The sequence below is a fragment of the Thermus sp. FJN-A genome, from assembly GCF_054655095.1.
Genome location: NZ_BAAHSC010000167.1, coordinates 173,603 through 188,427, shown reverse-complemented (window position 1 = coordinate 188,427; position 14,825 = coordinate 173,603). Strand labels below are relative to the sequence as shown.

General features: G+C 69.2%; 13 protein-coding genes. 6 read left to right on the top strand and 7 right to left on the bottom strand.

Annotated features, from left to right (window positions below):
* The first annotated feature begins 13 nt into the window (after nt 1–13).
* The 4 genes from radA to sucD are packed head-to-tail and all read left to right on the top strand — an operon-like array spanning nt 14 to nt 4,334.
* Entirely contained in the window at nt 14–1,288 is a 1,275-nt protein-coding gene (gene radA, locus ACYQ0J_RS03915; protein ID WP_460170869.1) for a DNA repair protein RadA, read from the top strand.
* Entirely contained in the window at nt 1,285–2,292 is a 1,008-nt protein-coding gene (locus ACYQ0J_RS03910; protein ID WP_460170868.1) for a PIN domain-containing protein, read from the top strand. The genes radA and ACYQ0J_RS03910 overlap by 4 nt, the downstream gene beginning before the upstream one ends.
* A 42-nt stretch (nt 2,293–2,334) precedes the next feature.
* Nucleotides 2,335–3,471: an ADP-forming succinate--CoA ligase subunit beta gene (gene sucC / locus ACYQ0J_RS03905; protein WP_460170867.1), complete on the top strand. Its 1,137-nt coding sequence runs from the start codon at nt 2,335–2,337 to the stop codon at nt 3,469–3,471.
* Complete coding sequence (sucD, locus tag ACYQ0J_RS03900; RefSeq protein ID WP_460170866.1) at nt 3,468–4,334, top strand: succinate--CoA ligase subunit alpha; 867 nt, start codon at nt 3,468–3,470, stop codon at nt 4,332–4,334. Before sucC ends, sucD begins: the two co-directional genes overlap by 4 nt.
* A 55-nt stretch (nt 4,335–4,389) precedes the next feature.
* Here the strand turns inward: sucD and malQ are convergent, their stop codons facing one another.
* From malQ to ACYQ0J_RS03870, 6 genes are all read right to left on the bottom strand, one after another.
* Nucleotides 4,390–5,892 (bottom strand): 4-alpha-glucanotransferase, encoded by a 1,503-nt coding sequence (gene malQ / locus ACYQ0J_RS03895; RefSeq protein WP_460170865.1) that lies wholly within the window; start codon nt 5,890–5,892, stop codon nt 4,390–4,392.
* A 114-nt stretch (nt 5,893–6,006) separates the two neighbouring features.
* Nucleotides 6,007–6,420, bottom strand: coding sequence for an ASCH domain-containing protein (locus ACYQ0J_RS03890; RefSeq protein WP_353300764.1), 414 nt, complete (start codon nt 6,418–6,420; stop codon nt 6,007–6,009).
* An 83-nt stretch (nt 6,421–6,503) separates the two neighbouring features.
* Entirely contained in the window at nt 6,504–7,376 is an 873-nt protein-coding gene (locus ACYQ0J_RS03885) for a 3-hydroxyacyl-CoA dehydrogenase family protein (protein WP_460170864.1), read from the bottom strand.
* Between the two features lie 16 nt (nt 7,377–7,392).
* Nucleotides 7,393–8,253 (bottom strand): DMT family transporter, encoded by an 861-nt coding sequence (locus tag ACYQ0J_RS03880; protein ID WP_460170863.1) that lies wholly within the window; start codon nt 8,251–8,253, stop codon nt 7,393–7,395.
* On the bottom strand, nt 8,243–9,463 hold the full coding sequence (locus tag ACYQ0J_RS03875; RefSeq protein ID WP_460170862.1) for a M16 family metallopeptidase: 1,221 nt from the start codon (nt 9,461–9,463) through the stop codon (nt 8,243–8,245). The genes ACYQ0J_RS03880 and ACYQ0J_RS03875 overlap by 11 nt, the downstream gene beginning before the upstream one ends.
* On the bottom strand, nt 9,456–10,667 hold the full coding sequence (locus ACYQ0J_RS03870; protein WP_460170861.1) for a M16 family metallopeptidase: 1,212 nt from the start codon (nt 10,665–10,667) through the stop codon (nt 9,456–9,458). The genes ACYQ0J_RS03875 and ACYQ0J_RS03870 overlap by 8 nt, the downstream gene beginning before the upstream one ends.
* 15 nt (nt 10,668–10,682) lie before the next feature.
* On the opposite strand from ACYQ0J_RS03870, the gene recG reads away from it, so the two are divergent.
* Both recG and ACYQ0J_RS03860 read left to right on the top strand, forming a co-directional pair.
* On the top strand, nt 10,683–13,007 hold the full coding sequence (gene recG, locus ACYQ0J_RS03865; RefSeq protein ID WP_460170860.1) for an ATP-dependent DNA helicase RecG: 2,325 nt from the start codon (nt 10,683–10,685) through the stop codon (nt 13,005–13,007).
* On the top strand, nt 13,007–13,789 hold the full coding sequence (locus ACYQ0J_RS03860) for a hypothetical protein (RefSeq protein WP_460170859.1): 783 nt from the start codon (nt 13,007–13,009) through the stop codon (nt 13,787–13,789). The genes recG and ACYQ0J_RS03860 overlap by 1 nt, the downstream gene beginning before the upstream one ends.
* Here ACYQ0J_RS03860 and ACYQ0J_RS03855 read toward each other — a convergent pair.
* A complete protein-coding gene (locus ACYQ0J_RS03855) occupies nt 13,743–14,732 on the bottom strand; it encodes a pectin acetylesterase-family hydrolase (RefSeq protein WP_460170858.1) in 990 nt (329 codons plus the stop codon). The two genes, ACYQ0J_RS03860 and ACYQ0J_RS03855, sit on opposite strands and share 47 nt — an antisense overlap.
* Between the last annotated feature and the right edge of the window lie 93 nt (nt 14,733–14,825).

The window sequence follows — 14,825 nt, the reverse complement described above, 5'->3', positions numbered from 1 at the left end:
GGTCTTGCGGCCCATGGCCAAGGCCAGCTACGCCTGCGTGGAGTGCGGCTACCGTACCCCCAAGCCCCTGGGGCGGTGCCCTTCCTGCGGGGCCTGGGGGAGCTTCCAGGAGGTGGCCCCGGAGCGGACCTCCCCCGCCAGGTCCCCTTCACCCCCCGCCTCCCTCCTCCCCCTTTCCCAGGTGGACGAGGAGGAGGAGCGCCGCTTCTCCTCGGGGCTTCCTGAGGTGGACCGGGTCCTGGGCGGGGGGTTCGTGCCGGGGGAGGTGGTGCTCTTAGGAGGCGAGCCTGGGGTGGGCAAGAGCACCCTCCTCCTGGAGATGGCCCGGCGCATGCCCCAGCGGGTCTACTACGTGGCGGGGGAGGAGTCCCCCGCCCAGATCAAGCTCCGGGCCCGGCGGCTTGGGGTGAAGGACCTCCTCCTCCTCCGGGAGACCCGCCTCGAGCCCCTCCTCGCCCTCCTGGAGGCCTCCCCGCCCGAGGCGCTTTTTGTGGACTCCGTCCAGTCCCTAGAGGCCGGGGGGAGTCCCGGAAGCCTGGTGGCGGTGCGGGAGGCCACCTCCGCCCTGGTGCGCTTCGCCAAGGGCACGGGCACGGCGGTGGTCCTGGTGGGGCACGTGACCAAGGAAGGGGTGGTGGCGGGGCCCAAGAGCGTGGAGCATGCGGTGGACGCCACCTTGTACCTGGAGAGCGCCGGGGTGTACCGGGTGCTCCGGAGCGCCAAGAACCGCTTCGGCCCCGTGGGCGAGCTCGGGGTCTTCCGCATGGAGGAGGAGGGGCTTTTGGAGGTGCCAAACCCCTCGGAGGCCTTCCTCCTGGAAAGGCCCCTGGGGGTGCCGGGAAGCGCCATCGCCTTGGCCTTGGCGGGGGAAAGGGCCTTGGCCCTCGAGGTCCAGGCCCTGGCCGCCAAGACCCCCTTCCCCGCCCCCAGGCGGGTGGTCCAGGGGCTGGAGGGCAGGCGGGTGGACATGGTCCTCGCGGTCCTGGAGAGGCGGCTTGGCCTCCCCTTGGGCAACCTGGACGTCTACGTGAACCTGGCGGGAGGGCTCAAGGTCCAAGACCCGGGGCTGGACCTGGCCGTGGCCCTGGCGGTGTATTCTGCGGTGGTGGGACGGCCCTTGCCCCAAGACCTGGCCCTGGTGGGGGAGGTGGGGCTTCTGGGGGAGGTGCGGAGCGTGGTGGGGCTGGAAAGGAGGCTTAGGGAGGGGGAGCGGGCGGGGTTCGCCCGCTTCCTCCACCCGGGGAACACCCGCACCCTAGGCCAGGCGGTGGAGCAGTACCTGGGATGAACCTGCGCCTTCCCCTTTACCTCCTCTTTGGCTTCTTGGGCTTCCAGCTGGCGGTGGGGCTGGAGGCTTTGGGCCTTCTCCCTCGCGCCGCGGGGCTCCTCTCCTTGAACCGCCTCTACCTGGTGGCGGCGGGGTTCCTCTCGGGGGTGCTCCTGGCCCCCAGGCTGGAGGCCCTCTTGGAGCGCCGCCTCCAACGCCTAAGGGAACTGCCCCCGGAGGTGCCCGTGGCCCTCACCCTGGGGGCCACCCTGGGCCTCCTCTTCACCGTGCTCCTCACCACCCTCCTCTCCCAGGTGCCGGGCTTCAGCCCCTACCATAGCCTCCTCCTGGCCTTCTTCCTGGTGGGCCTCTTCGCCTACCTGGCCCTGGGCTACAAGGACTACCTGCGCCCGCCCCAAAGGGGGCGCCCCCTCCAGGGGGGCAAGGTGCTGGACACCAGCGTCTTGGTGGACGGCCGCCTGGTGGAGGTGGCGGCCACGGGTTTCCTGGAAGGCCCCCTCTTCGTGCCCCACTTCGTGCTGAAGGAACTCCAGCACTTCGCCGACAGCCAGGACCCCCTTAAGCGGGCCAAGGGGCGGCGGGGCCTGGAAACCCTGGAGCAACTCAAGGAGCGCTTACCCCTGGAGGTGCTGGAGGAAACCCCCAAGGGGGAGAGCGTGGACGAAAAGCTCCTCTTCCTGGCCCGGGAGCTGGGGGCCGCCCTGGTCACCAACGACCTCGCCCTCTTGCAGATGGCCCGCATCTACGGGGTGAAGGCCCTTTCCGTGCAGGCCCTGGCCCAGGCCCTGAGGCCCCAGCTCCAGGTGGGGGACACCCTGAAGCTCCTCATCATGAAGGAGGGGAGGGAACCCCACCAGGGGGTGGGCTACCTGGAGGACGGGTCCATGGTGGTGGTGGACGGGGGGATCCGCTACCGCGGCCAGGAGGTGGAGGTGGTCATCACCCAGGCCATCCAGACCCAGGTGGGCCGCCTCTTCTTCGCCCGCCCGGCCGCGGAAGCCTAGGGGTATAATGCCCCTGGCCTTGGCCGGCCAAGGAGGTGGAACTTGAACCTACACGAGTATCAAGCCAAAGAGATCCTGGCCCGCTACGGGGTGCCGGTGCCCCCCGGCAAGGTGGCCTACACCCCGGACGAGGCCAAGCGGATCGCCGAGGAGTTCGGCAAACGGGTGGTCATCAAGGCCCAGGTTCACGTGGGGGGGAGAGGAAAGGCCGGGGGCGTGAAGCTAGCGGACACCCCGGCCGAAGCCTACGAGAAGGCCCAGGCCATCCTGGGCATGAACATCAAGGGCCTCACGGTGAAGAAGGTCCTGGTGGCCGAGGCGGTGGACATCGCCAAGGAGTACTACGCGGGCCTCATCCTGGACCGCGCCAAGAAGCGGGTGGTCCTGATGCTCTCCAAGGAGGGGGGCGTGGACATCGAGGAGGTGGCCGCCAGGAACCCTGAGGCCATCCACAAGTTCTGGATCGACCCCCACAAGGGCTTCCGCGCCTTCGAGGCCCGGGAGATGGTGAAGCGGGCGGGGCTGGAGGGCAACCTGAACAAGCTCGCCCAGGTCCTGGTGGCCCTTTACCGGGCCTACGAGGGGGTGGACGCCTCCATCGCCGAGATCAACCCCCTGGTGGTGACCAAAGACGGCCAGGTGGTGGCCGCCGACGCCAAGATCGTCCTGGACGACAACGCCCTCTTCCGCCACCCCGACTTGGCCGAGCTTAGGGAGGTGGAGGCCGAGCACCCCCTGGAGGTAGAGGCCAGCAACTACGGCTTCGCCTACGTGAAGCTCTCCGGGAACATCGGCATCATCGGCAACGGGGCGGGCCTCGTCATGTACACCCTGGACCTGGTGAACCGGGTGGGGGGTAAGCCCGCCAACTTCCTGGACATCGGGGGCGGGGCCAAGGCCGAGGTGGTCTACAACGCCCTGAAGGTGGTCCTCAAGGACCCGGACGTGAAGGGGGTCTTCATCAACATCTTCGGGGGCATCACCCGGGCCGACGAGGTGGCCAAAGGGGTGATCCGCGCCCTGGAGGAGGGGCTTCTCACCAAGCCCGTGGTCATACGGGTGGCGGGGACCGCGGAGGAGGAGGCCAAGAAGCTTCTGGAGGGCAAGCCCATCTACATGTACCCCACGTCCATGGAAGCGGCCAAGGCCATCGTGGCCATGGTGGGAGGTGCGGCGTGATCCTGGTGAACCGCGAAACCCGCGTCCTGGTCCAGGGCATCACCGGCCGGGAGGGGCAGTTCCACACGGAGCAGATGCTCGCCTACGGCACCCAGATCGTGGCCGGGGTGACCCCGGGCAAAGGCGGCACCGAGGTCCTGGGCGTCCCCGTGTACGACACGGTGAAGGAGGCGGTGGCCCGCCACCGGATCGACGCCTCCATCATCTTCGTGCCCGCCCCCGCCGCGGCGGACGCCGCCCTGGAAGCGGCCCACGCGGGCATCCCCCTCATCGTCCTGATCACCGAGGGCATCCCCACCCTGGACATGGTGAAGGCGGTGGAGGAGATCCGGGCCCTGGGAAGCCGCCTCATCGGCGGGAACTGCCCCGGCATCATCAGCGCCGGGGAGGCCAAGATCGGCATCATGCCGGGCCAGGTGTTCCAGCGGGGCAGGGTGGGGCTCATCAGCCGCTCCGGCACCCTCACCTACGAGGCGGCGGCGGCCCTTTCCCAGGCGGGGCTCGGCACCACCACCACCGTGGGGATCGGGGGTGACCCCGTGATCGGCACCACCTTCAAGGACCTCCTCCCCCTCTTCAACGAGGACCCCGAGACCGAGGCCGTGGTCCTGATCGGCGAGATCGGCGGTTCCGACGAGGAGGAGGCGGCGGCCTGGGTGAAGGCGCACATGAAAAAGCCCGTGGTGGGCTTCATCGGGGGCCGCTCCGCCCCCAAGGGCAAGCGCATGGGCCACGCCGGGGCCATCATCATGGGCAACGTGGGCACCCCCGAGTCCAAGCTCCAGGCCTTCGCCGAGGCGGGCATCCCCGTGGCCGACACCATAGACGAGATCGTGGAGCTGGTGAAGAAGGCCCTGGGCTAGCCCCCAAGGCCTCCTGGAGGGCCCCCATGCTGGCGTGCGCCAGCATGGGCTGGCATCACGCGCGTTCCGTGGCCTGGGCCAAGGCGAGGAGCCGCCTCCCGTGCTCCTCCCCAAGCGCTCCCGGGGATAGCCGCCAGGCCCAGTTGCCCGCAGGCCTTCCGGGGTAGTTCATGCGGGCCTCGCTTCCCAGGGCCAAGACGTCCTGCACGGGGTAGACGGCAAGCCGCGCCCGAGACCTCATGCCGAGGTGCATCAGGGCCCAGGGAACCTCCTCCTCCCTTTGGAAGGGAATGCCCCACTCCGCCAGGTAGCGGGCCATGAAGGCCCGCTCGTGGGGGGTTGCCGTGCGGTACCAGCCCAAGGTGGTGTCGTTGTCGTGGGTGCCGGTGTAGACCACCACCCGCCCGTGCTCCGGGTAGTTGTGGGGGAGGAAGGGGTTTTCCATCCCGTCGTCAAAGGCAAACTGCAACACCCGCATCCCGGGGAGCTCAAAGCGGTCGCGCAAGGCCTCCACCTCGGGGGTGATGACCCCCAGGTCCTCGGCCAGGATGGGCACCTTCCCAAACACCTCCTGGATGCGGGCGAAGAGCTTCTCCCCCGGGGCCTTCACCCAGCGCCCCTCCACCGCGGTGGGGCAGCTTGCGGGGATCTCCCAGTAGGCCTCGAGGCCCCGGAAGTGGTCTATGCGCACCAGGTGGAAGAGCTCCAGGGCCTTCCCCAAGCGGCGGATCCAGAAGGAAAAGCCCTCCCGCTCCAGGACGTCCCAGCGGTAGAGGGGGTTCCCCCAGCGCTGGCCCGTCTCCGAGAAGTAGTCCGGGGGTACCCCGGCCACCACCGTGGGGCGGCCCTCTTCGTCCAGGTAAAACCACTCGGGATGGGCCCAGACCTCGGCGGAGTCCTCGGCCACGAAGATGGGCATGTCCCCGATGATCTCTATCCCCAGGGCCTCGGCCTCGGCCTTCAAGGCCCCCCACTGGCGGAAGAAGAGCCACTGGGTCCAGGCGTGGAAGGCCACCTCCTCCGCAAGCTCCGCCTCCGCCTCCCCCAGCGCCTTGGCCTCCCGGAGGCGCAGGGGCAGGGGCCACCGGTTCCAGGGGAGCCCCCCATGGCGGGCCTTGAGGGCCATGAAGAGGGCGTAGTCCTTGAGCCAGTAGGCCTCCTCCTCCCGAAAGCGGGCGAAGTCCTCCCGCTCCTCCCGGGTAGCCTTTTCCCGGAAACCCCGGAAGGCTTCCTTGAAGGCGGGCCACTTCCAGGTGTAGAGGAGGCCGTAGTCCACCCTTCCTTGGGGGAAACCGGGGTCCTCCAGGCGCACGTAGCCCCTTTCCGCGAGGGGCCTCAGGTCTATGAGGTAGGGGTTTCCGGCGAAGGCGCTGAAGGACTGGTAGGGGGAGTCGCCGTAGCCCGTGGGGCCTAAGGGCAAGACCTGCCAGTACCGTCCCCCCGCCTCCCGCAGGAAATGGAGGAAGTCCCGGGCCTCCTGGCCCAGGACGCCGACGCCGTAGGGGCCGGGGAGACTCGTGGGGTGGAGAAGCAGACCGAAAGCGCGGGGCAGCTCCATGGCCCCAGTATACCTTGGAGATGTGGAAGAGCTTCCATATAGAGATGAGGCATAGCTACTCAAACCTGCTCCAAAAGATCTAGGCTACCCTTACGAAGCTCAAGTCCCTACAACCTAAGCGCCCACCACCTCAAACCAGATGGCCCACACCGTATCCGTGTTGGCGTGGACCATATCCGCCAGGAGGTCCAGGAGGTCCGTGCCCGAGTCCCGGCACGCCCGGTCCAGGACCTCGGCGTAGGGAGGCGGATCAGCGCCCTCCTGGTCCGCCGCCAGCGCCTCCACGATCCGCTCCGCCTCCTCGTCCGAGGGAGCCTCCAGGATGAGGCGCGCCACCTCCACCTCCTCCGGGATGTGGAGCTCCACAACCTCCCGGACCACGGCCTCGAGGATGGTCGGCCTGTCCCGCCGCCCGAAGGCCAGGCGCACCCGGTCGCCCGGCCCAAACTTTGGCCGCCGGAACCTGAGCGTGCAGGTTTTGCGCCCGGAGGCCACGTCCTCCAGGTACTCGCCGCGAAACCTGAGCATCGGCGTTGGCATTTCAACCCCTAATCCTAGTGTAGAAGAGGGCCGCTAGGTTTAGCGGCCCCCTAGAGAAGTTTCCCCAGAGTCTAGCCCACCTTGTTCCCCTTCTCGTCGTAGGTGTAAAACCCCCGGCCCGCCTTGCGGCCCAAAAGCCCCGCCTGCACCATGCGGCGGAGGAGGGGCGAAGGCCGGTACTTGTCGTCCCCAAAGCCCCGGTGGAGGACCTCCATGATGGCGAGGCAGGTGTCCAGGCCGATGAAGTCGGCGAGCTCCAAGGGCCCCATGGGGTGGTTCATCCCCAGGCGCATGATGCCGTCAATGGCCTCCTTGGTGGCCACCCCCTCGCGGAGGGCCTCTATGGCCTCGTTGATCATGGGCATGAGGAGGCGGTTGGAGATGAAGCCGGGGTAGTCCTGGACCTCGAGGGGGGTCTTCCCCATGCGCCTCGCCACCGCCAAAACCACCTCCCTGGTGCTCTCCGCGGTAAGCTCGCCGCGGATGACCTCCACCAGGGCCATCAGGGGCACGGGGTTGAAGAAGTGCATGCCGATGAAGCGCTCGGGCCGCCCGGAGTAGCGGGCGAGGGCGGTGATGGGGATGGAGGAGGTGTTGCTGGCGAGGATGGCCTCGGGCTTGGCGATGCCTCCGAGCCGCTCAAAGAGCCTCCGCTTCTCCCCCTCGTCCTCCACGATGGCCTCCACGATGAGGTCGGCCTCTCCTAGGGCCTCCAGGTCCAGGCTCGTCCGGATGCGGGCCAGGGTGGCCTCCAGGGCCTCCTGGCTTATCCGCCCCTTCTCCAAAAACTTGCCCAAAGAGCGGCGGATGGCGGAAAGGCCCCGCTCCAAGAAGCTCTCGGCCACGTCCACCAGCACCACCTGGTAGCCCGCGCCCGCCGCCACCTGGGCGATGCCGCTTCCCATCTGCCCTGCGCCCACCACGCCGATGGTCTTGACCTCCATAGGGCCACCTCGGGGGCTATTTTACGCCCCGCAGGTTCACGAGGAGGACGCCGGCCAAGGCCAACCCCCCGCCCAGGAGGGAGAGGGGGCTCGGCACCTCGTGAAGCCACAGGTAGGCGATGAGAATGGCGAGGAGGGGGGAGAGGTAAAGGAAGGAGGAGAGGCGGGAGGCCAGGGTGCGGGAGAGGGCGTAGGTCCAGGTCAGGTAGGCCAAGGCCCCCGGGAAAACCCCCAGGTAAAAGGCGGCGAAGAGGGCGGGCCGGGGGGCCGTGCCCACCGCCTCGGGAAGCCCGGGGAGGAAGACGAGGAGGGGCAGGGTGCCCAGGACCAGGGTGTAGACCGTCATCTCCTCGCTCCGGTAGCGGGCGAAGAGGGGCTTTTGCCACACGAAGTAAAAGGAGGTGGAGAGGGCGGAGAGGAGGATGAGGAAAGCCCCGGGGCTGAAGCGGAGCCCCCCGCCCTCCCCGAAGGCGATGAGCAGGGAGCCCAAAAGGGCTAAGGCGAAGCCCAAGACCCCCTGAAGCTTAAGCCTCTCCCCCAGGAAGGCGTAGGAGAGGAGGGCGGTGAACACGGGCCCGGTGGCGATGAGGAGGCTCGCCGCCCCCGCGCTCACCGTGAGCTCCCCGTAGACCAAGGCGGTGTGGTAGACGGTGATCCCCAAGAGGCCCAGGAGGAAAAGCCGGGGCAGGTCCTCCACCTGCGGGGGGCGCACCCCCCGGGCCCGGGCGTAGAGGAGGAGGAGGAGGCTTGCCACCAGGAAGCGGAGCAGCACCAAGTGTCCCGGGGAAAGCCCCTGGAGCCCCGCCCGGATGCCCGCGAAGGCGCTGGCCCAAAAGAGGATGGTGAGGAGGGCCGCCCCTAAGGCCCTAGGCTCCATGGGGAAGCACCAGGTAGTAGAGCCCCTGCCCCAAAAAGCCCCGCTCCAAAAGGGCGTTCACCTCCCTCGCCCCCACCTTCTGCACCCGCTCCTTCACCTCCGAAAGGGGGAGGTAGCGGCCCGCATAGAGGTACTCCATCCCCAGGTGGAAGAGCCGGCCCATGGGGGTCTCCCCCGCGAAGACCAGGCCCGTGGCCAGGGGGGTCTTGGCCCTTTCCACCTCCTCCTCCCCCACGCCCTCCCGCTCCAGGCGAGAGAGCTCCTCCTGGAGGGCAGAAAGCACCGCCTCCTTGTGGGCGGGGTCCGCCTGGACGTAGGCGTGGAAGAAACCCGCCCTGTCCGCCTCCTCGTGGCCGAAGGAGGCCACCTCGGCGAGGCCTTTGTCCACCAGGGCGAAGTGGAGCCTGCCCGAGCCCTCCTCCCCCAGGAGGTGGGCCAGGACCTGGGCGGCAAAGCGGGCCTCTTCCTGGTGGGCGAGCCCCGGGAAAAGCCCCACCAGGTAGAGGGCCCGGGCCTTCTCGTAGGGATGCTCCTCCACCCCCGTGGCCGGGGCGAGGGGCGGGTAGGCCCTCTCCGCCTCCCCCCCGGGCCAGGCCCCGGTGAGGGCCTCGGCCTCGGCCACCAGGCGGTCAAAGTCCACCCGGCCCGTGGCGGCGAGGACCATGTTTTTGGGCAGGTAGCGCCTCCCGTGGTAGGCGGCCATCCCTTGACGGGTGAGGGCGGTGATGCTTTCCACCGTGCCCAGGACGCTATTCCCCAGGGGGTGGCCCTGGAAGAAGCGGGCGCGGGCCCAGTCGTAGGCCATGAAGCCGGGGCGGTCCTGGTAGCGGGCGATCTCCTCCAGGATCACCTGCTTCTCCGTCTGGAAGTCCTCCTCCCGGAGGGCGGGGCGCATGAGCTTGGAGAAGAGGGCGAGGAGCTCGGGGGCGAACTCGGGCAGAACGGCCCCATAGTAGACCGTGGCCTCCTCGGAGGTGAAGGCGTTGTACTGGGCCCCGATCCGGTCAAAGGCCAGGTTCACGGAGAGGGCATCCATCCCCTCGGGGCCCTTGAAGACCATGTGCTCCAGGAAGTGGCTTACCCCGCTTTCCCCCTCCCTTTCGTCCCGGGCGCCCGTCTTCACGAAGTACCCCAAGGCCACGCTCCTCGCCTCCGGGAGGACCTCGGCGATCACCTTGAGGCCGTTTGGGAGCTCAGCTTCCCTAAACACCTTCCACCTCCCCCAAAAGCCCCACCCACGGGTTCCGGTAAGGGTGGGCCCTCAGGAAAGCGTTCACCGCCTCGAGGCCCGTCCCCTCTATGGCGGCCTCGATCTCGGCAAGGGACCGCACCCTCCCCAGCATGTAGAGGTCCCGGGCCATGGAAGCGGCGCGGCTCCGCACGGACTCGTCCGCCATCACCAAGGCGGTCCTTAGGGAGACCTTGGCCCGGGCAAGCTCCTCCTCCGTCACCCCCTCGGATAGGCGCTCCATCTCCCAAAGCATCACCGCCAGGGTCTCCTGGGCCCTTTCCCGGGTGGTCCCGGCGTAGGCCATGAGGAGCCCCTGGTCCTTCACCCCGGCGGGGAAGGCGCTCACCGCATAGACCAGGCCCCGCTTCTCCCGCACCTCGGTGAAGAGGCGGCTAGACATCCCCCCAGAGAGGACCTCCAAGGCGAGCCTGGCGGCGTAGAAGCCCGGCTCCTCCGGGCCCACATCGGGGTAGGCCAGGCCGATCTGGACCTGGGCCGTGGGGCGCTTCAGGGCAAAGCGGTGGGGCTCGGAAAGCCTGGGCTCGGGGTAGAGGGCCTCCTCGCCCTCCCAGGCCAGAAGGGGGTCCAGGGCGGCCAAGAGCCCTTCCCAGGACACCCCTCCCGCCACCGCCAGAATGGCCCCCTTGGGGGTGTAGCGGCGGGCAAAGTCCTCCTTGAGGGCCTTTGGCGTGGCCCGGCGGAGGGCCTCCTCTTCCCCCAGGGGATCGCGGCCGTGGGGAGAGCGGAAGACGTGGCGGCGGAGCTCGCTTAAGAGCTTCCTGGCGGGCTGGTCCTCCTGGGAAAGGAGGGCCTGGAGGGCCACGCTCCGCACCGCCTCCAAGGCCTCCTCGGGCAGGCTCGGCCGGGTGAGGAGGAGGGCGTAGAGGCGGATGACCTCCTCCAGGACCTCGGGGAGGAAGGCGGCGGAAAAGAGGGTGTACTCCAGGCCCGCCCCGCTACTCCGCCGCACCCCCAGGGCGTCCAGGGCCTGGGCCAGGCCCCGGGCGTCCAGGCCCCCCGCCCCCTTCCAAAGCCAGCCCTCGAGGAGGGCGCTGGCCCCCAGGAGGCCTTCGGGCTCGTTCACCGCCCCGGCGGGGACGAGAAGCTGGAAGGCCACCCCGGGGTAGTCCCGCTCCTCCAGGGCCACGAGAAGCCCATTGGGTAGTCGCGCCACGCGGCTCACAGGCCTAAGGGTATCATGGGGAGCGTGAGGGAAGGGGAACTCCGGGAAAGGCTCCTCAGGCCCATCCTGCGGGAGCTCAGGGACGGGGCCAGGGACCAGGTGGTGGTGGGGGGCCTGGAGGGGCTCGTCCAGAACCTGGGAAGGCCTTTCCCCGAGCTGGTGGCCCTCTTCCGGGGCTACGGGGAAAAACCCCCCGAGGAGCGGGTGGCGGTCCTGGAGGCGGCCCTCCGCTTTCTGGAAGACGGCCTGGCCCCTCCTGCGGCACCCCAGAAGGCCCCCAAGCCCCAAGGCCCGGGGCGGCTTGCCCCCAAGGACCCCGCCCACCTCCTCACCCCCCCGCAAAGCCGCAAGCGGCTCAATGAGCTCGGCCTCCACACGGTGCGGGACGTCCTCCACTACTACCCCCGCCGCTACGAGGACCGCCGCGCCCTTCCCGGGGTGCGCTACCTGGAGGAGGGCCAGAAGGCCACCTTGGTGGTGAAGGTCCTCGCCAAGGAGCTCGTCAAGACCCCCAAGAAGGGGATGCAGCTTGCGCAGGTGCGGGCCCAGGACGCCTGGGGCTGGCGCCTCACCCTGGTCTGGTTCAACCAGCCCTGGGTCCTCTCCCAGATTGAGGTGGGCTCCACCCTCATCGTCACGGGAAGGGTCGGGCGGCGGGGAGGGGTCCAGCTTTTCGTGGAGCACTTTGAGGACGAGGGCACGGAGTCCTTGTCCACGGGGCGCATCGTCCCCATCTACCCCGCCAAGGAGGGCGTGGGCCAGGCCTTCCTCCGGCGCACCGTCCACCGGGCCCTCGAGGCCGCCCTCCCCCTTCCCGACCCCCTCGAGGCCTACCGGGAGGAGCAGGGCCTCATGGAATATTCCCAGGCCCTAAGGGAAATCCACTTTCCCGGGGACGAGGAGGCCCTGAGGCGGGCCCTTCTCCGCCTCAAGTTTGACGAGTACCTCCTCCTGGAGCTCAAGGCCCTTCTGGATGCCGGGGGAATGGTCCTGGGAAGGGCCTTCCGGGTGGAGGCCTCCTGGGTGGAGGATTTCCAAGAGTCCCTTCCCTTCCCCCTCACCCGGGCCCAGGAAAGGGTCATGGGGGAGATCGCAAAGGACATGCAAAGCCCCCGCCAGATGGCCCGCCTCCTTCAGGGGGACGTGGGCTCGGGCAAGACGGTGGTGGCGGCCTTCGCCCTCTACCTGGCGGCCAAGAACGGGGCCCAGGGGGCCCTCATGGCCCCCACGGAGATCCTGGCCAAGCAGCACCACCAGAACCTCACCCGCTACCTCTTCCCCCTGGGGGTTAGGGTGGAGCTCCTCCTGGGCTCCATGACCGCCAGGGAAAAGGAGGCCGCCACCTCCCGCCTCCTCTCGGGGGAGGCCCAGGTGGCGGTGGGTACCCACGCCCTCATCCAGGAGGGGGTGGGCTTCAGGGACCTGGGCCTTGCGGTGGTGGACGAGGAGCACCGCTTCGGGGTGTTGCAGCGCCGGGCCCTCCTCAAGATGGCCCAGGTGCCCCCGGACGTCCTGGTCATGTCCGCCACCCCCATCCCCCGCTCCCTGGCCTTGACCCTCTACGGCGACCTGGAGGTGAGCGTCCTGGACGAGATGCCCCCGGGCCGCCTCCCCGTGAAGACCAAGGTGCTCCCCCACCGCCTCCGCCTCCAGGCCTACGCCTTCGCCCGGGAGGAGGTAAGGAAGGGACACCAGGTGTTCGTGGTGGCCCCGGCCATAGAGGAGTCGGAGGAGCTGGACCTGAGGGCGGCCACCGCCCTCTACCAGGAGCTAAAGGCCCTCCTCCCGGAGGTGCGGATGGCCCTCCTCCACGGCAAGATGCCCGCCCGGGAGAAGGACCAGGTGATGGAGGCCTTCCGCCAGGGGGCCTTTGACCTTTTGGTCTCCACCACGGTGATCGAGGTGGGGGTGGACATCCCCAAGGCCACCCTCATCATCGTGGAAAACGCGGAGCGCTTCGGCCTGGCCCAGCTGCACCAGCTGCGGGGCCGGGTGGGGCGGGGGGGGCTAGAGGGCTACGCCATCCTCATCGCCGGGGAGGCGAGCCAGAAGACCCTGAAGCGCCTCAAGGTGCTGGAGGCCTCCACGGACGGCTTTTACATCGCGGAGATGGACCTGAAGATGCGGGGCCCCGGGGAGCTCAGGGGCACGCGGCAGTCGGGCTACCCCGAGCTCAAGCTCGGGGACCTCGCCGAGGACACCGCCATCATTGAGCGGGCCCGGGCCTTGGCCAGGCGCATCCTCGAGGCGGACCCCGACCTCTCCCTTCCCGAGCACCAGGCCCTGAAGGAGGAGTTACGGGCCCAGGCGGAGCGCGTGGGCTTCCGGGAAGTCATCTGATGGCCCTCACGGCCCTGCCCCACCCCCACCTGCCCGCCTTCGCCTCCGAGGGGGGCTCCCTGCGGGCCCGGGCCCTGCAGGGCTACCTCCTCTCCCTCAGGGAGGCCTACCTCCCCTACGCTCCCGTGCCCCCCGTGGCCCTCCACGTGCTGGGGGAGAAGGACTGGCGGGCCCGGCTTCCCTACCCCTACGGCCTTTCCTTCCAGCGGAGCGAGCCCCAGGGCCTCGCCCTCTACGCCCCCCTCACCTACCCGGAAAGGCTCCTGCACCGCATCCGGGAGGTCCTCCTGCCCCTGGGGCCTCCCCCGGGGGAGATCCCCGCCTTCCTGGACCTCAACCTGGGCCACGAGTACGCCCACGCCCTGCAGGTGGCCTGGCGCCTCCGCACGGGGGCGAGGTGGCTGGACGAGTTCTTCGCCAACTACCTCTTCCTCCTGGGGCTTTTGCGGTCCCAGAAGGCCCTCGCCGAAACCCTCCTCTCCTGGGGCGCCTACCTGGCCCGCCTGGACCCCAAGGAGCGGAGCCTCTCCCGCTACGAAAGGCGCCGGGGCAACCTGGCAAGCGCCCTCTGGTTCCAGGCCCAGTTCACCCTCAAGGCCCAGGAGCTCTGGGCCCGGGACGGGGACCGCCTGCTGGTGGCCTTCCTGGAGGCCGCCCCCCTGGACCGGAGGAAGGGCCACCACCTCCTCCTGGCCCTCTACCCCGAGCTCAAAACCTGGTTCGCCGCCTTCGGCGTCAAGGCCGCACCCGGGGAGGCACCTTCCCCTGGGCAAGCGCCTTGAGCCAGTCCAGGAAGGAGGCCTCCCCTACCCTCAGGGTGTAAAGCTCGGGCCGGGGCAGGATGCAGTGCTGGCTCCCCTGGGCCAGGAAGTACGTGTAGTTGGCCGCCTGCCCCGGGGCCATGACCGCCCTTAGGGCGCCTTCCGCCCACTCCCGGGCGGTGGCCTCGCTGGGGGTGCCCTCCCCCTTCATGAGGCCGTAGAAGAAGACCTGGGTGCCGTCCAGAAGGGCGGTGTACTGGGCAAACGCCGCCCTCGGGTAAGCCCTAGCCAGGGCCAGGTAGATCTCGGAAACCTGGGGCGTTTCCGGGAGGCCGGGAAGCTCCGGGAGGCGGGGGTTCCAGCGGGCGAACCCCGGGAACCCCTCCGTGCGCACCCCCACCCCCGCGTCCCCGCACACGGCCACCTGGGCGTTTTTGTAGGTGGCGAGCACCTTGTCCGCCCAGAAGACCGCCCCGTAAGCCCCGGCGGAGCAGCCGGTCACGAAGACCCGCTCCGGGTCCGTGTGGTTGCGGAACACGTAGGCCAAGGCCGCCAGGGCGTTCCTCGCCCCCTGGTGGTGCACGGTAACCCCCCCGTAGTCCACGGTGGCCCGGCCCACGTGGAGATCGCCCGTGCAGTAGGGCACGAAGACGTGGGTCCAACCGTGGAAGGGGTTGGCCACGCTCAGGCGGTTGTAGATACCTTGGGCCAGAAGGAGCTCCTGCACGTCCACCCGCCTGCGGTAGGTCCGGCTCTCCGGGCCGCAGGTGGCCGCGTTCCAGCAAGCCCCCCCGCCCTGGAAGTCTATGACCACCTTCCTGGGGTCCCCCGGGCTCACGTAGAAGCGGTAGGGGGAACCGTCCCCGCAGACCCCACCGGGAACCTCCACCGCCTTCCAGAAGTCCGAAACCCCTTGGGCCAGGGCCAGCCCGAGGAGGAGCAGGAGGGCCAGAAAGCGCCGCATTTTTTCACCCTTCTCCAGTCTAAGGCTCACCTTAAACCGGGTCAAGGAAAAGGCGGCCCCTCGGGGCCGCCTTTGGGCCATGCGGCTAGCCGC